Genomic DNA, 20,925 nt, shown 5'->3' on the forward strand with positions numbered 1-20,925 from the left:
AATAATGCCAGAGCACTGTATAAATTACCAGTACCAAGCCAAAACAAAAATGCCTACTTAAAAAGTAGGCATTTAAACTCTATTTGGCCAAAAAGTTTACGCCAATGCGCGCACTAAGCCTTGGGTGTTTTGTTTGAGCGTACGGGCAATCATAAAATAACCTAAACCTGCTACAAACACGCCACCAGCAACGGGGCCAATAATCCAAATATTTGGATGCAGCTTACCCGCCAAATCAAACATTTGCTGCTGCACTATTAACAGTGCAATATCACTGAAAAATGCAGCGACCAGTCCGGCTAAACCGCCAAGCAATAAAAACTCATATAAAGTAGCATTTTTTATTAATCGACTTTTAGCGCCTAATGTACGCAATATCACAATTTCTTGCATGCGCTCACCTAAGCTTGCTTGCACCTGCGATATTAGTACCAACGCACCACATAACACCACAATAGCCAATACAAAACCAATGGCTAACGACACTTGCTCAATAGTCGATTGTATTTGCTTAACAAAATTATCTACATCAATTGCTGTAATGGTGGGGTATGTACGTAATAACTGGCTAAAGTCGCGCTTTTGCTCAGGTTCAATGCGTACCGATGAAATATAGGTTGCCGGAAAGTCGCTAAGTACATCTGGGCTTAAAATAATAAAAAAGTTAGGCTTGAGTGTGGCCCAATTTACTTTTCGCACACTGGTTATTTTAGCATCGAACGACTGCGCACCGATTAAAAATGTAAGAGTATCGCCTAATTTAACATCGAGGCGCTGCATCATTGACTCTTCCAGTGAGGCCTCGGCAACGGCGTCATCGCCAAACCACTGGCCATCGATAATGTCATTTTGCGAAGGGACTTCGTCAAGCCAGGTTAAATTGAGCTCGCGGCCAATGCCTGAGCGGGCTTCTTCGTCTTTTTTCTCGTTATCTTGCAGTGACACTTCACGCGCAACCGCTTCACCGTTGACGGCATTTACGCGACCACGAATAGTCGGGTAAAACTCCGACACCTGAATGCCTTTTTGTGCTAAATATTCATTAACTGGGTCCAGTTCATTTTGCGTAATATTCACTAAAAAAGCATTAGGTGCATCACTTGGTAATTGTGACTGCCAATCAGAAATAATATCGTTTTTAAGCACAATTAAAAATAATAGTAATTTAATCGCTAACGAAAAACTAATTAACTGTACTGCATTAACATTGGCGCGCTTTTGAATAGACGCAATAGCCAAAGACCAGCTGTTACCCGGCTTTAAGCCAAGCTTGCGGCCACCGCCAAATATTAACTTAGAGATTAAAAATAACACCAAAATAAGCGCAAGCGTTGAGACAAACAAAATAAGCGTAATTTTTATGTTATTACTAAATAACCACATTAATAAAAACACGGTGAGTGCACTTAGCCCTAAATGAATTTTACTTACCGCAAGGCGATCACCTAAGTTACGGCGAAGTACTCTGAGCGGTGGAATATCAAATAAATCTAAAAGTGGCTTAATAGAGAACATAACCGCACAAATAACCCCTGTACTAATCGCCACCAGCCAAGGTTTAAAACCAGCCATGGGCAGTTCGGTACCCATACTTTTAGCTAAATAACCGGTAGCCATCTCTTGCAAACCATAGCCAATAGCTAGGCCAACAACTACCGCCATGGTACATACCATTAATAAGTGCATAAGGTAAATTTTACGGATCATATCGCGGCTGCCGCCTAAGGTTTTCATCATTGCGACTGGGTCGTATTGACGCTCACAATAGCGCTTAGCCGAAACTGCAATAGCAACCGCGGCTAAAATAATCCCTAGCAAACCGGCTAATAACAAAAAGCTTTCAGCTCTATTTAAGCTATTTGAAATAGGCGATTGGCGGTCTTTAACACCATACCAATTTTGGTTTTCTTTAAGTTGCGGTTTTAGCCAATCGTAAAAACTATTTATGTCGCTTTCATCGCCTGCATACAACTGGCGGTAAAATACACGGCTACCAGGCTGTATTACTTCAGTTTTTGGTACGTCGTCAATATTAATAAGTACCCTGCGGCTACTAGAGAACACATTAAACGGCGCATCGGGTTCTTCAACAATCACCTTTTCCACATTGAATAACGCAGCACCCAGCTCAACTTGGTCGCCTACGTTTATATTTAAACTATAAAAAACCGACTCACTTAACCACACGTTACCGGGGGTTGGTGCCCCTGGGGCAACTTCTGTTTCGGCGTTTAAGCCCGACTTAACCTTTAACTGGCCTTTAAGCGGGTAACTGTTTGACGCAGCTTTTACTGAGCTAAATTGCATTTCATCGTTTGCAAACAGCATAGTGTCAAAATACACCATTTGCGCTGTTTCAAGGTTTTGCTGTTTAGCTTGAGTAATATAAGCGGTATCTATGGCATGGTTGCTGGCCAATACCCTATCAGCGGCAATAAAGGCACTGCTTTTTTGTGCAATACTTTGTGCGATTCGCTCAGTCACCATAGATAAAGTAAGCACCGTTAGCACCGCTAAAGCGATGGCAGCACTTATGACGGTTAGTTCACCACGGCGAAACTCTCGAGAAAATAGTTTAAGTGCTAATTTAGCCCACATTTGCCATTTCCTCAGTTGAATTGTGAACCAGCTCACCGGCTTCAATCTGAATAATACGTTCACACTTTTGCGCCAGAGCTTCATCGTGGGTAACTAAAATAAGCGTTGTGCCATTTTGCTTATTTAAATCAAATAATAACGACTCAATCATATGGCCGTTTTTGCTATCTAGGTTAGCTGATGGCTCGTCGGCAAACAGTATTTTAGGCGAACCCACAAATGCACGAGCAATCGCAACACGTTGTTGCTCACCACCAGATAACTGCGACGGGTAATGATCAATGCGATGGCTCAGGCCAACTTTTTCAAGTAACGCGAGCGCTTGCTCTTTAGCATCATGTTCACCTGCAAGCTCGGCAGGTAGCATCACATTTTCAAGTGCGGTTAAACTTTGCACCAACATGAAAGACTGAAATACAAAACCGACTTTAGCGGCTCTCAGTGCTGCTCGCGCTTCTTCATCTAACTTGTGCAAAGGCTCACCATCTAACATTACCTCGCCACTGCTGGCGGTATCAAGCCCTGCTAGCAAGCTCAATAATGTAGACTTACCAGAACCCGATGTGCCAACAACAGCAACAGACTCACCATGCTTGACATTAAAGCTGATGTCGCTGAGGATGGACAACTCACCTTCGAAGGTGGAAACCACTTTAGACAAACCATTTACTTGAATTATATTTAATTGAGAAAGCGCTGACATATGACTCATTCAATCCTACGTTGTGTATTCATTTTATTTTTAGTTATTAACCCACTACACGCGGCAGCTAACAACACGATTTTAATACTTGGTGACAGTTTAAGCGCAGCCTATGGCTTAAAACAAGAACAAGGCTGGGTGCAATTGTTACAAGATAAATACGATGACGAGCAACGCAATATCAACTTAGTAAATGCCAGTATTAGCGGCGAAACCACCGGCGGTGCATTGCGCCGATTAGACGCGCTACTTGAGCAATATCAACCAACTCACGTACTTATTGAGCTCGGTGCTAATGACGGCCTGCGCGGTTTTCCAATCACTAAAATGCAAACTAACTTAACCGCTTTAATTGAAAAAAGCCAAGCTGCAGATGCACAAACCGCACTTATGGAAATATATATTCCACCTAACTATGGCCCACGATACAGTAAAATGTTCACCGATAGCTTTACCAGTGTTAGTGAAGCCACTAACTCGCATTTAATGCCGTTTTTTGTGCTTAAAGTAGCAGGAAAAAGCGAGCTAATGCAAAACGATAACTTACACCCTAACAAAACTGCTCAACCAATACTACGAGATGAAATGTATAACACGATCAACCAGTGGTTAAATAAAGACTAGGGCCGTAAAGAGTCTCCTGCGCAGGCGCTTAAAACTAAGCGTTTGCGCAATAAACATCCAAACAAACAAAAGCTTATTGATTTTTTTATAAATACACGTACTATTGCTATCGAAGTCGGTATGTGGCGCAGCTTGGTAGCGCACTGTCATGGGGTGGCAGGGGTCGAGAGTTCGAATCTCTCCATACCGACCATTTAAATCCTTTCATAATTCTATTTATTCAATAAAAACTGCTTTCCTTTCGTACTACCTAATTTAATACAAAAAAATATCGCACATTTATCGCACTAACTAATCTATTAAAATTATTCCTGCTTTTTGATTTCAGAGGTATTTAGATTATGTGACGCCACAGTTAAATACTTTTCAAAAAATAAAGAAGCACATACCTACTTTTAATTTTTGATGTATTGGCTTAAGTTCGTTGATATGCTGTTATGAGTAGATGCTAAGTAGCCGTAATGCCTGAAGTTTAGGCTTAACTCTTTTGCTCTATATAGTTAAAGAACAATTCTGTTAAAAAAACGACCTAAGGGCTAGATCGTTCTATAATTTGTATAGTAAATTTTATCTAGTGTATGTACAAATATATTTATCAAGATTTTTGGTTGCACAAGTGACTCTCCCTCCAGTCTGAGCCCCCTCACTAGAAGTTGAAGTAAAAGACACTCCAGCTCGTTTTGCCGCATTATAGAAATCGACAAATACATCAGCTCCACCCTTGTTAAAATCATAAGATTCAGCGTTTTTAGTATCGAAATTAGGCTTTACTTTATTTAAATCGACGTCGGTACCACGTTCAAAATCCCAAATTAAATCCCCATTAATCACTGCATATAGAGAAAAAATTGCGGTACTTCCATCACTAAAGCTAACTTGCACCATAATCTTGTCTACATTTAACAATCCTGAGACTTTGTCTGTTGCGTTTGCAAAATTAGTAAGGTCATTCCTGAGATTAGTATTTCCATTATAATGTCTTGCAACTTTATTTTGAATAGAGCTTGAACCAACTAAATCCCATACGCTTCCTGCGATTTCAGACGGCACTTCATCAGCCTTAAGTGATTGTACAGACATCATTACTTGCTTCTTAGCATCAGATAAATTGTAGAAATTATTTAAAACACTTTGTTCTACATTATGGTCTTTAACAGTGACTGAATATGTAGGTACTTTTATACCTTTCATCTTCCCTCCACGCCCATCGGTTACAGAACCAGTTCCAGGAATGGTTCTGTAACCGCTAAACCTTTTTGAAACTTCGAACTTTTTAATAGTTAATGCTTCTAGATTCATTACGTAAACATCGCGGGTTTTATCAAGCTGAGCATTTGACTTCGCTGAAGTTTTAAACTGCTCATAAGAAAAACAAGCTGAACACTCTGTTGTTAAAGATTGTTCATTAGCTATCGTTGAGGTAGAAAAAATAGATAGAAGAGATGCGAAAATTACCTTTTTCATTTATTGTCCTTAATCTGCACTACTTTAAAGTTTAAGATAAATATATTTAAAATAAAAATCAACAAAAGGGGTACAAATACTCATTTTTAACTCACTAACTTTTTAACCCTACATTTAACTAAATAGACTAACATGCTCCATTTTATTGAATTAATTAGCTTTTAATTTCACACTATAGCCTACTCTCCAAAATAGAAAAATAAAGGGATTCTATCTTAATTTCATAGCACTGTTATCACTCTTAACTATCTTCGAAACTTATATAAAATTAGCATTTTTAAAAACCACTACATTAGCTTATTGCGCCAATAAGTAACGCAATTAAAAATCGCGACAAAGCTGCTGCTGTTTGTATTAAGACTTAAAGCAAAGTTTATTTTGGTTGCCAGTGGTACACATAAATAGGTGTTTGTTAGAACTCTTTAAGCTTGATCACTTTAGTTGGTTTATATAAAAGCAAAGCTAAAGTGTTACTCACAATGGTGATGTTTTTAAGCACGTTTTGTTTTAACTTTTCTTCAAGCGCTACCATAGCGCCTGGAAACAAGTAACACACTAGCGTAGACACAGTACGAAATCAGCATTTTTGAAGTCTTTGCAATAGAGAGTAAGATTATTTAAACACTAACTATATTTAGTAAGCACTAAAGTTAACACTCCCCACCCAAAACTAAATAAATCAATGCACCTTTTTCAACCATAATGACTCGCTAAAATATAAGAAGAAACTATTAAAATAAGCATTTAAATAACATGATCTTCCTCTAAATTTGCTGTTCAATACTTGTTCGACTATTACTATATTATAGGAACTACATTTACTTGCGGGATGCTTGATGGACCTTAAAAAAGTAAATAAAAAATCTAATTCACCTAGTTCAAATGTAAATATGGACGAAGCCTTTTTAGCTCAACTAGTTAGTTGTTTACCCATGGGGGCAATGGTAGTCAATACCGATGCTCAGATCCTTTTTGCCAATAGTCAACTATCTGAAATACTGGGCTATGAGGACTCAGAACTAATAGGGAAGAATATAGATAGTTTACTTCCAGCGCAATTTAAAGCGAACCATACCCACTTGATGAGTCAGTTTTTTGCTAACCCTCGAAAACGATTAATGGGTGAAGGCCGTGAGTTATTTGCGAGTCAAAAAAATGGTAAGCAAATCCCAATCGAAATAGGTTTAAACCCGATACACGGACAACAAGAGTTAGTTTTAGCCACACTGGTTGATATATCGCAAAGGCTGCGCGCTAACAATATGTTTCAACGCTCTATTCAAGCTGCACCTCATGGTGTGTTAATAGTAGACCAAGCGGGCATTATTCAAGCGGTTAATCAATCGTTATGTAAATCTTTTGGCTACAGTGAAATAGAATTACTCGATAAAAAAATGGAAATGCTATTACCGCATCGCTATCAAGGGCACCATTCAGCACTTCGCCATTCATTTCATCGTGAACCCAGTGTCAGAAGTATGGGAGTAGGCAGAGATTTAACCGCCTTACACAAAGACGGAAAAGAATTCCCAGTTGAAGTGGGCCTGAGTCCTTTTATAAACACCAATGACGAAGACATGGTATTTGTGTCGTTGTTAGATATAACAGAACGAAAACGAATGGAAACCGAGTTAAAAGAAAATAACACAAGTTTGAAGGAGTTTACCTATGTAGCTTCTCATGATTTACGCTCTCCATTGCGGGGTATTTCAAACTTAATTGAATGGATAAAAGAAGATTTGGGCACTACCACGCCTGAAGTCGAATATAACTTAACACGTATTGATGATCGTATTCATAAAATGGAGACGTTAATAGATAATTTATTGGCCTATGCAAGAGCAGGCAAAGCCACTCTAGATACTCAAGTAATCGATATGCATAAGTTAATTTCTAACGTTACCGAACTGTTAGATTTACCGGCTGGAATGAAGCTTCATAAAGACATTCAATTAGATACCATCGTCACTGCATGGACGCCACTTGAAACCGTGGTCCGCAATTTATTAAGTAACGCTATTAAACACCACGACAGTAAAGAGGGAACTATAGAGATTCGTTGTGTAGCAGAAAATACGCTTTGCCATATCACTGTGACTGATGATGGCCCCGGTATTCCACCAGAGGCTTACGAGCGTATTTTTAGTTTGTTTCAAACAACCTCTGATGATAAGTCGGGCTCAGGTATTGGGCTGTCTATTAGTCGGCGTTTGGCACAAGCTCATGGTGGGCGCATTTCAGTAAGCTCAAATGAACCGCAAAAAGGGTCTACATTTCATGTGTGGTGGCCTCGCTTTGCAAGGAAAGAAAATTTATGATCAAAAATCTATCTATACTGCTTGTTGAGGACGACGATGTTGCCGCGGAAGCCGTTACAAGAAGCCTAAAAAAAGTGGATCCTAAAATTAAAATAATTTGGAAACAAAACGGAAAGCTGGCACTAGATGCGTTACGAGAAAAAGCGCAACAAAAAGAAATATCAGAGCCCTACTTAGTATTGCTAGACCTGAATATGCCAGTGATGAATGGCTTTGAATTTTTAGAGCATATTCGTAAAGATGAAAAATTAAACGATACCGTTGTATTTATACTCACGACCTCCAATGAGGATAACGATCGTACTCGCGCGTACCATAATAACGTAGCAGGTTACATGGTTAAACATGCAATTGGCCCGCAGTTTGCCAAATTAGCGACACTTATGGATGCTTATATACATGCCGTTGAGCTTGAATAAGCCACTTTGCAAGAGATATGGATATGATAACTTCAATAGATAATTTTGACACCTGCGACAGTATTAAACTACTCATTGTTGATGACGATGCGGTTGATAGAGAACAAATACGCCGTATGATATCTCGCTCTAATATACAGGCTAAAATTTCAGAAGCATCTTCTATTGAAAGCTCTATGTCTTACCTTGAGCATAGGGAATTTGATTGCGTCATAGTTGATTACCGATTAGGTATCGGATCGGGGCTTACTCTGCTGGATAATATTAGAAAGTCTGTAAATAACCACTGTGCTGTGATTATGATCACGGGCTTAGGGGATGAAAAAATAGCAGCAGAAGCTATGCGCCTAGGGGCAAGCGATTATTTACTTAAAAACCAATTAAAAAGCGATCAGTTGATACACTCTATATCTAGTTCCATTCAACGCGCAAGCTTAGAAAAAAAACTTCATAACATGGCACATTACGATAGCCTAACAGGCTTAGCAAGCCGCCCAATTTTAATTGATCAACTCCAACAAGCCATTACATCTAAGCAAAAGCTCGCCGTTGCCTATTTAGATTTAGATAATTTTAAACCCATTAATGACAAATACGGTCACGAAACCGGTGACTTCGTTTTGAAAACTATTGCCCAAAGACTAAAAAGCACATTACGCAAAGAAGATACACTCGCGCGTATTGGCGGAGATGAGTTTATCTTTTTATTAAGAGGGGCTGCGCACACGATACAAGAATATGAGACTCTGTTACAAGAGGTGCTGATTGAGGTAAACGACCCAATAAAATTAGCAGAGTTTTCGTGCTCCGTTCAAATTTCAGTCAGCATCGGCGTTGCACTTCCCAGTGATGATGGCTTAACTTGTGATGACATTTTACGCAGAGCCGATCAAACAATGTACCAAGCAAAAAGATCAGGAACAAACCGGATTCTGTTTTTTGATCCAGAAGAAGAAAGCCTAAGGCATGCAAAACATGATTTATTATTGGCTGCTGAAAAAGGCATTGCTCGCAAAGAGTTTATTCTTCATTATCAACCAAAGGTCAATTTGATGGATCACCAGTTGATTGGCGTTGAAGCCTTAATACGCTGGAATCACCCTACTTTGGGTTTACTTTACCCTGGTCACTTTTCAGAGGCATTAGAGCACCCACACATTGGTATATTAATTGGTGAATGGGTACTTGCTGAGGCCTTAAAACAACATAAAATTTGGACAAGAAATCATCTTTCTATGAGTGTAAACATCTCTCCAGCTCATTTACTTAGTGAGGGCTTTGTTGAAAACCTCAGAGAGTTACTCATCAGCACTAATAATATAAAACCAAAAACCCTCGAATTGGAAATTTTAGAGAGCACTACAATTGGAAACGTTGACCAAGCAGTCGACGTTCTCAATGGCTGTAGAAATTTAGGTGTAAGTATTGCGTTAGACGACTTTGGTACAGGTTACGCCTCTTTGAGTTACTTAAAAAAATTACCTTTAGATACATTAAAAATAGATCAAAGCTTTGTTAAAAAGCTCCTATCAGACCATGAAGACAAGTCCATCGTTACGTGTATCGTGGCGCTAAGTAAAGCATTTGGGTATAACCTAGTTGCAGAGGGGATAGAGTCACAAGAGCTCGAAAAAGTACTTATAGGCATGGGTTGCTATCATGGGCAAGGTTATTATATTGCCAAACCAATGTCTGCAGATAACATGAACTTATGGATAAAAAATATGACATCAACTAAGCACTGACCCTAAATAATATCCCTCTATTTGGGTTGCCAGTGATACACATAAATCGGTGTTTGGTAAAAATCTTTAAGCTTGATAACGTTAGTTGGTTTATATGATGGCAAAGCGAAGGTGTTACTCACAATAGTGATGTTTTTAAACACATCATGTTTTAACTTTTCTTCAAGCGCTACCATACCATCAGGAAACAAGTAACACACCAAAGTAGACGCAGAACTGAGATCGGCATTTTTAAAGTCTTTACGATAGAGGGTAAGGTTATTTAAACCTAAACTATATTTAAAAAGCATTGAAATTAACCAAGGAAACCACGATAACTCATAGCCAATAACCTGTTTATTAGGATGCCTTTTGGCAACCGGTATAACAAGCGTTCCCCAACCTGAACCCAAATCAATTAATGCGCCTTTTTCATCCATGCTTATTGCAGCAAGCATAGTTTGGCGCGCTTTGCTTGAGCTCATCATCGGTGAAATTCCCGTTTTTAGCGTGCTCCAAACAATAGATAAAGCGATTAGAAGAACTAAAAAGAAAAATGCGGTAGCAATAAAGTCCATACTAACTAACACCTAATAACGGTTGAATATTGATGATTTCACCTGAGCTATTTCGCTTTTACATAATAAAACTAGTGAAACCATTACATAGCGTGCCATTTGTGTAAATTTATTTTATATTTAACACCTGTTTAAAATAAAACCACAAAAAAAGCGCCATTTGGCGCTTTTTAAATTAGTAGTAAGGTACTAGTGCTTACGCCCTACGCCGTTGCGCACCATGTCTTGTCCGCTTTGGAAGATCTCTTCGGTAATTTCACGTGCTAATAAAAGTTGTTGCTTGTCATCAAACACGGCTACAAAACGGCTGCCGTCAGCATTGTTAGTTGCCATACCCACGCCTGCTACGCCGGTTAAACCTAGGCCGCCGTTTTCAACTTGCAGTAAAAAACTTTCAAGTTCAGCGAGTGTATCGATTGCAGTTAGTTTGTTTTCCATTAAGGTTACTCTGTGTTGCTCGCCATAGCGAGTCTGTAAATAATATGCAGTTATTTTACAGATCATAGTGGCAAACTTAAACCATCAAACATTAACCTTTATGCATTCCACGAATAGGGTAATTATTATCAGGGTTTTTAATCCAAGTTATACCTCGCAATAAAGTAGACAGATCTGGTCTTACAAATGGATTATTTGAGATATCAACAACTTGTACTGTACCGTGTTCATTCACTACATACACAGCAGGCTCAGCAAATAAATGGTCTGTTTCTTGAGCGTTGCGAGGTTGAGAAACATACAGCCCTAACGCATTCATTTGTTCAGGCTTTAATTCAAACGCAATGGGGTAACTCACTGATAACTTCTCTTTATGTGTTAACAACTGCGCTTCGCTGTCGGCCGATACAGCAATTAAAGAAACTCCAATGTCTTGTAATGACTGTTTAATTTCTTCTAACTGATTTAGATACTGCGTACACATAGGACAATGCTGGCCACGATACACAACCACCATTTGCCAAGCAGCGTCTTGCTGGACACGCCCTAACTCTACTTCGTTACTATTTAGTACAGGGCAATTAATCTTTGGGAAACGACTCCCCGGAAGAAGTTTATTTGTATACTGTGATGCATTAGTCATTGTGTTTCCTCTCAAAAGTGTGTACTTATATGTGCTTTAAAGCGCGCTAAGTCAGTATCTATATCGGCGTTTTTCATAACATCAAAACAAGCAATGGTAGGCATTGCTGTCATACCAAAAAACTTAAAGTTCATATGCATTGGGAACATTAAGTCGTCAACACTTTTACCATTAAAAAATTCTTCTGAATTGTTAAATGACTCCTCTGGTGCGTTAAATGTGAGTGACATCATATATTTAGTATCTTTAAGTGTGCCACCTGTGCCATAACCGCTTTTTGGGTCGTCCTGGTGACGACCATCGCCATTACACATGGCGCCACCCATACCGGCTGTATACACCTCGTCCATATATCTTTTAAACGAAAATGGCACGCCCATCCAGTTAATAGGTGATTGCAGTAAGACAACGTCAGCCCATTGATGAAGTGCTAATTGTGCCTCTACATCAATACTATCTGTCATAGTTACGGTTTTAACTTCATAGCCTTTTTCTATCAGTATCGATGATGCTACATCAACTAGGGTGGCATTTAATTTGCCCTCTGAAAAAGAATAATATTGGTGTGCATTTATAATGAGTACCTTGCTCATGTGATCTCTCCAAAAATAGTACAAAAATTGGTCTTCACTTTAATGTGGTATATAATAGTTACCTGAAGAATAGATTCAATTAGTATACTTTTAGTAACCACCCTATTTTAGAGGTTAAATTTTGGAAAGCTCTATAGAAACAGATAGTAAGGGAAGAAAAAAAGTTTTAAATGCCTGCTTAGAACCTTGTGCTATTGAAAAAGGAATGCGCTTAATTGGCGGGAAGTGGACAAGTTCTATTATTTATCACTTAAAAGATGAACCTGTTCGCTTTAATGATCTAACTCGAATGCTAGGTGGAGCGAGCAAAAAAATGATAGATCAACGTTTAAAAGAGTTAGAGGCCAATAAGATGGTTTTAAGGACGGTGATCAGCACTAGACCTATTGCTGTCACCTACGAGCTCACTGAGTTTGGGCGCTCTGCACTAGGAATTCTTCACGATCTTAGGGTTTGGTCTGAGTCTAATATTTTAGACTAATTACAAAATAAAAACCCCGCAAATGCGGGGTTTTAAGTATTAGCTTTGCTTCATTGTACCCTGTTGTTCAAGGCGGGTATGCCAACTAAACGCTTCTTCCAAAAGATGAGGCGTATGGCCGCCACGTACACAGGCACGCTCGTAATAATCAAGCATGGCGTTGCGATAATCTGGGTGTACACAGTGCTTAATGACTTCAATTGCACGTTCGCGTGGTGCTAAACCGCGTAAATCGGCAAGGCCTTGCTCGGTTACTAAAATATCAACATCGTGCTCGGTATGATCAACATGGCTTACCATAGGCACAACACTCGAAATAGCGCCACCTTTGGCAATTGATTTAGTTACAAACACCGATACATGCGCATTACGTGCAAAGTCGCCTGAACCACCAATACCGTTCATCATTTTAGTGCCACATACATGAGTTGAGTTAACGTTGCCATATATATCAAACTCAAGTGCGGTGTTAATCGCAATAATACCTAAACGACGCACAATTTCAGGGTGGTTCGACATTTCTTGTGGACGAAGTATTAGCTTATCACGATACTTTTCAAGGTTATTAAATACTTGTGAGTTACAACGCTCTGATAAAATAATTGAACACCCTGATGCAAAATTAAGTTTACCCGCATCAATTAAATCAAAGGTAGAATCTTGTAGTACCTCTGAATACATAGTGAGGTCTTTAAAATCAGAGTCTAATAAACCCATCATGACTGCGTTGGCTATGTTACCAATACCCGCTTGTAATGGGCCTAAGTTTGCAGGCATGCGCTGTTGCGCTACTTCTTCTTTAAAAAAGTTAACTAAGTGACGTGCAATAGAGGCTGTGTCTGCATCTGGGTCGGTAACAGTTGAAAATGAGTCACTTTGATTGGTAAATACAATACCCACAATTTTAGCCGGGTCGATTGGAATAGCAGTGCTACCAATACGGTCATCTACTTTCACTAATGGCACTGGCGTACGTGTTGGACGATAAGATGGAATATAAATGTCGTGCAGCCCTTCAAGCTCTGGCTGGTGTAACATATTAATTTCTACAATTACCTGTTTGGCAAAAATAGCAAAGCTGGCTGAATTGCCCACTGATGTTGTAGGTACTATGTGGCCTTCTTCAGTAATAGCTACGGCTTCAATGACCGCTACATCAGGCATCGTTAACTGATGATTACGTAGCTGTTCAACGGTTTCAGATAAATGCTGGTCAATAAACATGACCTCACCGTTGTTAATCGCTTTACGTAATGTGCTGTCTACTTGAAATGGCATACGACGCGCTAACGCACCTGATTCAGTTAGTAGCTTATCTAAGTCGTTTCCTAATGACGCGCCCGTCATTAGGTTAATTTTCATTGGGTTTTCACGCACTCGCTCTGCAAGCGCACGTGGTACAGCTTTCGCTTCACCGGCACGAGTAAAACCACTCATACCCACGGTCATGCCGTCTTTAATAAATAAACTGGCCTGCTCTGCAGACATCACTTTGTTGTGTAAGTCGCTACGACGAATTCGTTCTAATTGCATTTGGAACCCCTTAAACCCCATTTTTATTTGGCGCTATTCTAAGTATTTCCTTATGCTTCGTAAGCTAGACCTAAGTCTCATTTACGCATTGTTGATATAAAAACATCGCGAAGCGTTTTAATTTTGTACACTTTATTACTTAACTTATTGGTGATAATAAGGTTAAAATAGTAAAAAACGCATACAACTATTTAACTCACTGAGTTTAAAAACAAACAAAACTAATTAAAATCAACCATTTAAAATTTCAATCAGGAAGGTTGAAATTTTAAATTGTATAAAAATTTAGCCGCGCTATGCGGAGCTTACAAAATAATAAACTGTTCATTCATTGGGCAGTAACCTTGTGAGGAATAGAATCCACAATTTAGGTATTAAGGAAAATACATGGATTTGTCTGACGAAGAAATTAACTTTTTATCTGGCTTATTTGAACCTAGTCAAAGTAGTGCATTAATCAATGAAACAAAGTTAACAGTACAAGCATCAATACCAGAGGGTATTGCGCATTTACTTGGTCAAGCTAAATTAACCTTATTAGCAGAAGTAGCCCACTACCAACTATGGTTCCCACTTCAATTTAAAACCGATGAATTAGGCCATTTCAGTACCGTATTAGAAGCCCCCGAAGTAATTGACACTAAAGGTATTCAGCGCAGCTGGCGGTTGAGCGAATTAAATATCCAAAGCCAAGGTTTTTGCATTGAATCTATATCTAGCACAGGAATATTTTTAAAACCCACATCAGTACACAGTGAGCTTGATGAGTTGCAGAATATGCAATTTATTTTACCCAACGAAGCGGCGATATCATTAGATATAGAGCCGGTTAGGCAGAGTAAGTGTGGCATAGCAGCAAAAATTAAACACATTCACCATGGTAAAGAGCAGCTAAGAGCGTATTTATTTGAAGTTCATAAACGTCAATTTTCAAGCCTATACCAGCTAGAGCACAAACAACAAAAATTGGAATTATCAAACTAAAAAAGCCACACAATGTGGCTTTTTTAACTTATTTTATCGAGTGACTTTTACTTTAAGCGTTTGGCTATATCAGCTACACGTTCGCCGTATAAACGGGCCGTTTCTAAATCGCCTGATGGAATTGCAGATTCATCTGCATCAGTAGGTGATTGCACTAATACGCCAACTGAACCGCCTAAGTTATTGATGTCTTGACGAGTTGATTCCAGTTTATTGGCCGGTGGTAACCCTAGGCTTACCCAAATTCCACCATGTTGCGAAGCCAATGTTTGCATACTAATTAGAGTGACTTGTTTATCGCCATTTAGGCTGCCGCTATTAGTAAACCCGCCAAATATTTTGTCTTTCCACCCCATGGTAAACCATACTTTAGAGGTAGCATCAACAAACTTTTTAAACTGCCAAGGATATGAGCCCATATAGGTAGGTGCACCAAAAATAATGGCATCTGCATTGTTTAATGCATCCCAATCGGTGTCTTTTATGTCGCCATTCTCATCGATTGCAATAAGCTGAGCGTTTGCTCCATCAGCTACAAATTCAGCCACTTTTTTGGTATGGCCATATCCCGAAAAATAAATAACCGCTACTTTACTCATGAACCTTCCTTTTGTTGTGATTTAATAAACACGCTTTAAATATAGTATGGCCGCTAAAGTTAAAATCAACTAAGCAGTGTGTTTAATTAAATTAGCTTGCGTGGCATTAAATTAAAAGGTACTCACTGCAATTTCTAAATTACTCACCGCACAGCCATACTGCGCAGCACTAATACGATGATATGCCGACTCAGGCGTGGTAGATAAACTAATAATAAACTCATCTTGCTGGCCAACAGCCGTTTGTTCTTGGCTAAGGCACATGGCTTGCGTTAAAGAGCGTAATTTTGCATCCGTTAAAATGCTGCCAAAACGCTGAACTGGTAAAGGCGGTATTTTAATTGCTGGCAATGCTTGGCTAATACTGCGCTGACTTAAGGTAAAATCGTTATTTTTAATATCAATCACACTGCCCACAGGCCAGTAAGAGTAACTGTAGGTTTTAGTTTTAGTTTCAGCCTGAGCTTGCTCTGTTGATTTAACCATCACCACACCATTTTTACCAATTACGGTCATTAAATTGCCAGCTTCAGATTTAATCACCACTAAGGCTGTGGTTTCGTCTACACCAAAACCGAATGTCGGCTGATCTTGGTTTGCGCTTAAGTCGTCGAGCAAAGTGCCTAGTCTTAATGTACGGTTTCGCTCGCTAAAGTGTGTATCGAGTACACCGTAACTAAATGTGCCTAAACCCCCAAAGCGGTTGTAAGTTAAACTATCGCTGTTTGAGCGTTCACTTGGGGCATCAATGGCTTGTGCGCCTTCTTTCAATGCCGACAAGCTAGTGCCATTGGTGATCATCACCACATTCCCGGCGTGGGCTTGCCCACCACTTTGCACCGCGGTACCTGCACTTGTTCCAACAATAACAGGGCGAGACTGTAATGCTTTTGTCCAAGGGTAAGGCTGGTTATTTTCATCAAATAATACTTTTCGGGTTAAGCTTTGATCGCCACCATTAAACATCACACCGGTACTGTTTTTTATTAGCTCTACTAAAGCGTCGGTGCCTTTTTTACACAATTTATATTCAGCTTGTGTGCGATCAGGGTAAATATGTTCGCGTTGATATAGCCCCATTTCGGAGTGCCTAAGCGTGGTTAAATCATCACACTTGTTGGTGGTTATTGCTTTAGCAAGCGCAGGGGTTAATGCAAGCCATTGCGAATTTACATTAGGGAAGCTTAGTAATCCTTCGTAAAAATCAGCAGATTCATAAGGGTCTCTACTTGAGGCGGTAATGGCCAGTATACTCGGGTTGGAGTTATTAACTTTTAAACTACCAGATATAAACTGCAAAATCTCTGTCGCCGCCGATTCGCTATTAAGCGCAGTATTTACCTGCTCTTTTAGTCGCTTGTTGTCGCTTTGGATTTGCGCTACTTCAAGCATATCTATTACAAAATTGTATTCTTGATCCGATAAACTATTGAGCTGTTTACTATCAATGTCACGCCATAGCCATAACAACTCTTTTTTCGATAATGTGGGCGATGACTTAGCCTGCATTGTTGCTAAATTTTTAATAGTGTTATTTTTAGCTTGGCTATTTTTACTGGGCCATTGTTGCTTTATTTGGCTAATTTTAGTGTGAGAGAGCGCAAATACATTATGCGTTTTACCCGAGATCTGAGTATTTTTTTCACAGTTTTCAGGGCTTAAACTGGCACATGTTGTGAGAGCTCCACCCACTAAAACAAGAGTTTGACTAGGCTCTTTTGCGCTTAACTGTAGCGAAAAAGCAATTAAAATTGAGTAAAAAGCGGTTATTATTCGCGATTTAACTAACCGCTTGTTTGGTAAATTTATTCGTTCCATTATGTTACACTCATGTAAAAAATTATAAGAAATAACTTGCGAGAGCGTCTCTCACTTGCTATAAAAAAAAGGAACTTTAAAACGCGAGTAAGCTAGCACCCATTTGCTAGCTTTGTCAAAAACCTTTTTGGAAAGAGAATTATGTTTAAAAAAGCAACATTGCTTACAACATATTTCTACTCACCACACTACCTTTCGGAGTGGTTTGACGAGTAGCCCACCACCTCACTAATTTCTGTGAGGGGCTCAGCGTGTCATTTCACCATTGCCCTGTCTAAAAACCATAATAATTAAAGCCTTAAGAAATATTAAACCTATTTCTGCGCGCTTAAAAAAGACAAAAGGTACTACAATGTTTCGTCAACTAACTATTGCGGCCACAGTAAGCGCTTTACTGAGCCCTGTCACTTGTGTGTATGCACAAGAAACTCAAACTGATACCAACATTGAACGAGTAGAAGTAACAGGATCTCGCTTAAAAGGCGTTGATCTGGAAGGCACTATTCCACTAACCGTGTTAGACCAAGATGCAATCAAACGCTCTGGTGCTAATACCATTCATGAATTACTCAAAGATTTATCTGTATTTAAAGGCGGAAGCGGTACGTTCTCAACCTCTGAAAGTGGTGGTACGTCTACCTCTACACCAGCGGGTCAATCAGCAGCGAGCTTGAGAGGCATGGGGCCATCAGCAACGCTGACATTAATAAATGGGCGAAGAGTTGCGCCTAGTTCATTTGCTGCAGGTACTGAAAACTTTGTAGATGTGAATTCTATTCCTCTAGCGGCCATTGAACGTATTGATATTTTAGCCACCGGTGCATCAGCCGTTTATGGTGCCGATGCTGTAGCGGGTGTTATTAACTACATTTTAAAAGATGATTTTGAAGGCGCTGAAATCAATACTTCGTTTGCCGATAGCTTTGATCAACATGACGAAAGTAAAAAACAATTAAACTTAGTGTATGGTACAAAAATAGGCGAGAGTAACTTAACGGTATTTGCAGATATATATGACCGTAACGCTTTTAAAGCGACCGATCGTAATTACACGGCCTCTCCCTCTTTAGTGAATGGTTACTCCTATTTACCTAAGCTGGAGAACTCACCTAATATTTATTATTTCAGCAGCCGAGATGGTAACGAACTTCCATCACCAAACTGCAAAACCGAGTTAGTTACTACTGAACTTGATGAACAAATTTGTGCTTACTACCCTAATCAAGATGATTACCTAGAAACGCCATTTGAAAGCCTTTCAACCGGCTTTATGTTTAATAGTGAGCTTGGTGGTCTACAATGGCATACTGACTTTTTTTACAGCCAGACCAAGGCAAAAGCGTACTCATCGCCCTCACCTATTAACCAAATTAATGACGACGACGGCCCGTATGTTTTAGAAGACGCCTTATTTATTTACGATAATGCCGATGGTAGTAATGATTTATTAGATCAACTCTACATTGACCCATTTGATACCCAAAGTGGTCGAGAAGTGTATGGTTTTGCATTTGATGCGCGCTTTAATGCCCCAAGAACGGTGGAAGTAGAAACGAAAAACTTTCGCTTAGTAAGTAGCCTAAGTGGTGAAATTGGTGATTGGGGTTGGGAATCTGGTGTTACTCTTTCTCGCTCACGTTCAGAGCAAGAAGCGATTGCAGGGGTTTATAATCGCTACCAGTTCCATGGCGCGATTACAGGCGAGCTATGTTCAGACGGTACGCTGGCAAGTTATGACGGTACTGACTTAAATTGTGCATCTGGGGAGTTGCTACCTTTTTACAACCCTTTCCTTCAAGGCGACGCCGCTAATGATGCCGTTTTGGCAACAGCGCAAGCTCGCCCAACACGCAGTGGAGAAAGTACTGTTTACGGCTGGGATGCTAACTTTAATGGTGAACTATTTACCTTTAACGACCTACCAGCCTATGCCTCATTTGGGGTAGAAGCACGACGTGAAGAGCTAAGCGACATTCCTTCGCTTAATTCACAAGCTCAAGCAGACAAAGACTACCTTGTTGATGTATTTGGCTTTGGCTCTAGCTTATCAGAAGCCGATCGCACTCAATATGCCGCCTTTGCTGAATTAAGTATTTCACTGAGTGAGCAAATAGAGCTACAAGCAGCGGGTCGGTACGATCATTATGATGATTTTGGTGGCACCTTTAATCCTAAAATAGGTTTGAGCTATCGCCCTACTGACTCGTTAGTTGTTCGTGGCTCATGGTCAACCTCGTTTAGAGCACCATCGTTAACGCAAGCAGGGGTTAAATTAAGAACCACTCGTTCAACATTTGATTGTGGCGCTAACCAAGCGGTTTCAGAACTATACTGTGCAGGTCAAGGTACTGAGGTCAGTGTTAATTCACTTGAGTTGGGTAATAAAAGCCTAAAAGCTGAAGAGTCAGAAGCCATTAGTGTTGGTTTTGCGTGGAGCCCAAGTGTTGATACTAACTTAACCGTTGATTATTGGCAGTTTGATCACGAAGAAGTGATTGATACCAACATGACTGCAGTACTCGATCGCGCCATTACTGATGCATCACTGCGCCATTGCGGTATTGTCCCAGAAGGCGAGCAAGGTATTTCTTACGAAAATGAGTTATGTGGTATAACCGATGGAGAAAATGGTAGCGGCTTAACAATCGAGCAAGATGGCGCTAATTTAACTGGAATTTTAGATAACTATCTTGAAAAGTTTCCCCAACGTAAAGATGAAGAATACTTACCTTTATTCCGTGACCACGTCATTCAACTTGAAAACACTGGTACACAAACATTAGCTGGCATAGACTTTAAGTTTGATCATAGGTTTGTATTACCAAGCGGCGATTTAACCTTTGCCTTTGACGGTACTCATTACCTTGAGTTTGAACGTAATAAACCGGGGTCTGACTCGTTAGAGAAGTTGGTAGGAACTTATCGTTATCCTGAAAATATTGCGCGTATGTCAATAGATTGGGAAGCGCAAAATTACTACCTTAACTTAGGTGCAAACTACACCAGCAGCTACGAAGATGATATAGAAGGCCTGCGTAGCCGTGAAATTGATGAGCTAGATTCACTTGGCGTATTAGACTCAAAAGGTGAGCATCAGGTTGATGACTGGCTCGTTTGGGATTTATCAGCGGGTTACTATGTTAATAAATCGCTGACTTTGCGCGCGCGCATCAATAATATTTTTGATAAAGAGCCACCCACTCTTTATGGTTCAAGCCGTGGCTTTGATTCAATCAACCATAATGCCCTAGGTGCTAATTACAAATTAAGTATTAGTTACCGCTTTTAACCACTTAGCCGCAAAGCAAACGCTTTGCGGCATTCCTTTTATTACAGGTCATGGCTACAGTGACACTGCCTATTAAGTGCTAAAGTACGTTTAAGCGTTTTTTACGCATCAACACAATG

The 20,925-nt window shown here is 39.7% G+C and carries 17 protein-coding genes and 1 tRNA gene; 8 read left to right on the forward strand and 10 right to left on the reverse strand.

Going from position 1 to position 20,925, the window contains the following annotated elements; genetic code table 11:
• Nucleotides 1-96: 96 nt before the first annotated feature.
• Complete coding sequence (locus PUND_RS11525) at nucleotides 97-2,598, reverse strand: ABC transporter permease (protein ID WP_010392803.1); 2,502 nt, start codon at nucleotides 2,596-2,598, stop codon at nucleotides 97-99.
• Complete coding sequence (locus PUND_RS11530; protein WP_010392805.1) at nucleotides 2,588-3,301, reverse strand: ABC transporter ATP-binding protein; 714 nt, start codon at nucleotides 3,299-3,301, stop codon at nucleotides 2,588-2,590. The genes PUND_RS11525 and PUND_RS11530 overlap by 11 nt, the downstream gene beginning before the upstream one ends.
• Here PUND_RS11530 and PUND_RS11535 point away from each other — a divergent pair, their 5' ends adjacent.
• Nucleotides 3,302-3,925: an arylesterase gene (locus tag PUND_RS11535; RefSeq protein WP_010392808.1), complete on the forward strand. Its 624-nt coding sequence runs from the start codon at nucleotides 3,302-3,304 to the stop codon at nucleotides 3,923-3,925.
• A gap of 116 nt (nucleotides 3,926-4,041) precedes the next feature.
• Nucleotides 4,042-4,118: transfer RNA gene (locus PUND_RS11540), tRNA-Pro, on the forward strand.
• 374 nt (nucleotides 4,119-4,492) lie between these two features.
• On the opposite strand, the gene PUND_RS11545 is transcribed toward PUND_RS11540, so the two are convergent.
• A complete protein-coding gene (locus tag PUND_RS11545; RefSeq protein ID WP_010392811.1) occupies nucleotides 4,493-5,389 on the reverse strand; it encodes a hypothetical protein in 897 nt (298 codons plus the stop codon).
• A gap of 836 nt (nucleotides 5,390-6,225) precedes the next feature.
• Here PUND_RS11545 and PUND_RS11550 point away from each other — a divergent pair.
• Genes PUND_RS11550 through PUND_RS11560 form a run of 3 tightly spaced genes read left to right on the forward strand, consistent with a single transcriptional unit; the run spans nucleotide 6,226 to nucleotide 9,871 of the window.
• Complete coding sequence (locus PUND_RS11550) at nucleotides 6,226-7,707, forward strand: PAS domain-containing sensor histidine kinase (protein ID WP_010392815.1); 1,482 nt, start codon at nucleotides 6,226-6,228, stop codon at nucleotides 7,705-7,707.
• Nucleotides 7,704-8,126: a response regulator gene (locus PUND_RS11555; RefSeq protein ID WP_010392817.1), complete on the forward strand. Its 423-nt coding sequence runs from the start codon at nucleotides 7,704-7,706 to the stop codon at nucleotides 8,124-8,126. Before PUND_RS11550 ends, PUND_RS11555 begins: the two co-directional genes overlap by 4 nt.
• 23 nt (nucleotides 8,127-8,149) lie before the next feature.
• The gene (locus PUND_RS11560; RefSeq protein ID WP_010392820.1) at nucleotides 8,150-9,871 is read left to right on the forward strand and encodes an EAL domain-containing protein; all 1,722 of its coding nucleotides are present in this window, start codon (nucleotides 8,150-8,152) and stop codon (nucleotides 9,869-9,871) included.
• A 17-nt stretch (nucleotides 9,872-9,888) separates the two neighbouring features.
• Here the strand turns inward: PUND_RS11560 and PUND_RS11565 are convergent, their stop codons facing one another.
• The 4 genes from PUND_RS11565 to PUND_RS11580 form a co-directional block, all read right to left on the reverse strand.
• Complete coding sequence (locus tag PUND_RS11565; protein ID WP_010392822.1) at nucleotides 9,889-10,428, reverse strand: class I SAM-dependent methyltransferase; 540 nt, start codon at nucleotides 10,426-10,428, stop codon at nucleotides 9,889-9,891.
• Between the two features lie 189 nt (nucleotides 10,429-10,617).
• Entirely contained in the window at nucleotides 10,618-10,866 is a 249-nt protein-coding gene (locus PUND_RS11570; protein ID WP_008114111.1) for a hypothetical protein, read from the reverse strand.
• Nucleotides 10,867-10,957: 91 nt separating this feature from the next.
• Nucleotides 10,958-11,509: a redoxin domain-containing protein gene (locus PUND_RS11575; protein ID WP_010392826.1), complete on the reverse strand. Its 552-nt coding sequence runs from the start codon at nucleotides 11,507-11,509 to the stop codon at nucleotides 10,958-10,960.
• A gap of 11 nt (nucleotides 11,510-11,520) precedes the next feature.
• A complete protein-coding gene (locus tag PUND_RS11580) occupies nucleotides 11,521-12,102 on the reverse strand; it encodes an NAD(P)H-dependent oxidoreductase (protein ID WP_010392828.1) in 582 nt (193 codons plus the stop codon).
• A gap of 121 nt (nucleotides 12,103-12,223) precedes the next feature.
• On the opposite strand from PUND_RS11580, the gene PUND_RS11585 reads away from it, so the two are divergent.
• A complete protein-coding gene (locus PUND_RS11585) occupies nucleotides 12,224-12,583 on the forward strand; it encodes a winged helix-turn-helix transcriptional regulator (protein WP_010392830.1) in 360 nt (119 codons plus the stop codon).
• Nucleotides 12,584-12,622: 39 nt separating this feature from the next.
• Here PUND_RS11585 and PUND_RS11590 read toward each other — a convergent pair whose 3' ends face one another.
• Complete coding sequence (locus PUND_RS11590; RefSeq protein WP_010392832.1) at nucleotides 12,623-14,116, reverse strand: acetyl-CoA hydrolase/transferase family protein; 1,494 nt, start codon at nucleotides 14,114-14,116, stop codon at nucleotides 12,623-12,625.
• Nucleotides 14,117-14,503: 387 nt separating this feature from the next.
• Between PUND_RS11590 and PUND_RS11595 the strand changes: the two genes are divergently transcribed.
• Nucleotides 14,504-15,100, forward strand: a complete 597-nt coding sequence (locus tag PUND_RS11595; protein WP_010392834.1) for a hypothetical protein — start codon at nucleotides 14,504-14,506, stop codon at nucleotides 15,098-15,100.
• Between the two features lie 47 nt (nucleotides 15,101-15,147).
• On the opposite strand, the gene PUND_RS11600 is transcribed toward PUND_RS11595, so the two are convergent.
• Both PUND_RS11600 and PUND_RS11605 read right to left on the reverse strand, forming a co-directional pair.
• On the reverse strand, nucleotides 15,148-15,699 hold the full coding sequence (locus PUND_RS11600) for a flavodoxin family protein (RefSeq protein WP_010392837.1): 552 nt from the start codon (nucleotides 15,697-15,699) through the stop codon (nucleotides 15,148-15,150).
• A gap of 111 nt (nucleotides 15,700-15,810) precedes the next feature.
• On the reverse strand, nucleotides 15,811-17,517 hold the full coding sequence (locus PUND_RS11605) for a cyanophycinase (protein WP_010392839.1): 1,707 nt from the start codon (nucleotides 17,515-17,517) through the stop codon (nucleotides 15,811-15,813).
• A gap of 352 nt (nucleotides 17,518-17,869) precedes the next feature.
• Between PUND_RS11605 and PUND_RS11610 the strand changes: the two genes are divergently transcribed.
• Nucleotides 17,870-20,806 carry a TonB-dependent receptor domain-containing protein gene (locus PUND_RS11610; protein WP_010392841.1) on the forward strand — a complete coding sequence of 979 codons (2,937 nt, stop codon included), beginning with the start codon at nucleotides 17,870-17,872 and terminating at the stop codon, nucleotides 20,804-20,806.
• Nucleotides 20,807-20,925: the final 119 nt, after the last annotated feature.

The sequence above is a fragment of the Pseudoalteromonas undina genome (assembly GCF_000238275.3).
Classification (GTDB): domain Bacteria; phylum Pseudomonadota; class Gammaproteobacteria; order Enterobacterales; family Alteromonadaceae; genus Pseudoalteromonas; species Pseudoalteromonas undina.

Coding starts and splice junctions, on each gene's coding strand:
- PUND_RS11525 (WP_010392803.1), bottom strand. CDS start 2,598: ATGTGGGCTAAATTAGCACTTAAACTATTTTCTCGAGAGTTTCGCCGT.
- PUND_RS11530 (WP_010392805.1), bottom strand. CDS start 3,301: ATGTCAGCGCTTTCTCAATTAAATATAATTCAAGTAAATGGTTTGTCT.
- PUND_RS11535 (WP_010392808.1), top strand. CDS start 3,302: ATGACTCATTCAATCCTACGTTGTGTATTCATTTTATTTTTAGTTATT.
- PUND_RS11545 (WP_010392811.1), bottom strand. CDS start 5,389: ATGAAAAAGGTAATTTTCGCATCTCTTCTATCTATTTTTTCTACCTCA.
- PUND_RS11550 (WP_010392815.1), top strand. CDS start 6,226: ATGGACCTTAAAAAAGTAAATAAAAAATCTAATTCACCTAGTTCAAAT.
- PUND_RS11555 (WP_010392817.1), top strand. CDS start 7,704: ATGATCAAAAATCTATCTATACTGCTTGTTGAGGACGACGATGTTGCC.
- PUND_RS11560 (WP_010392820.1), top strand. CDS start 8,150: ATGATAACTTCAATAGATAATTTTGACACCTGCGACAGTATTAAACTA.
- PUND_RS11565 (WP_010392822.1), bottom strand. CDS start 10,428: ATGGACTTTATTGCTACCGCATTTTTCTTTTTAGTTCTTCTAATCGCT.
- PUND_RS11570 (WP_008114111.1), bottom strand. CDS start 10,866: ATGGAAAACAAACTAACTGCAATCGATACACTCGCTGAACTTGAAAGT.
- PUND_RS11575 (WP_010392826.1), bottom strand. CDS start 11,509: ATGACTAATGCATCACAGTATACAAATAAACTTCTTCCGGGGAGTCGT.
- PUND_RS11580 (WP_010392828.1), bottom strand. CDS start 12,102: ATGAGCAAGGTACTCATTATAAATGCACACCAATATTATTCTTTTTCA.
- PUND_RS11590 (WP_010392832.1), bottom strand. CDS start 14,116: ATGCAATTAGAACGAATTCGTCGTAGCGACTTACACAACAAAGTGATG.
- PUND_RS11595 (WP_010392834.1), top strand. CDS start 14,504: ATGGATTTGTCTGACGAAGAAATTAACTTTTTATCTGGCTTATTTGAA.
- PUND_RS11600 (WP_010392837.1), bottom strand. CDS start 15,699: ATGAGTAAAGTAGCGGTTATTTATTTTTCGGGATATGGCCATACCAAA.
- PUND_RS11605 (WP_010392839.1), bottom strand. CDS start 17,517: ATGGAACGAATAAATTTACCAAACAAGCGGTTAGTTAAATCGCGAATA.
- PUND_RS11610 (WP_010392841.1), top strand. CDS start 17,870: ATGTTTCGTCAACTAACTATTGCGGCCACAGTAAGCGCTTTACTGAGC.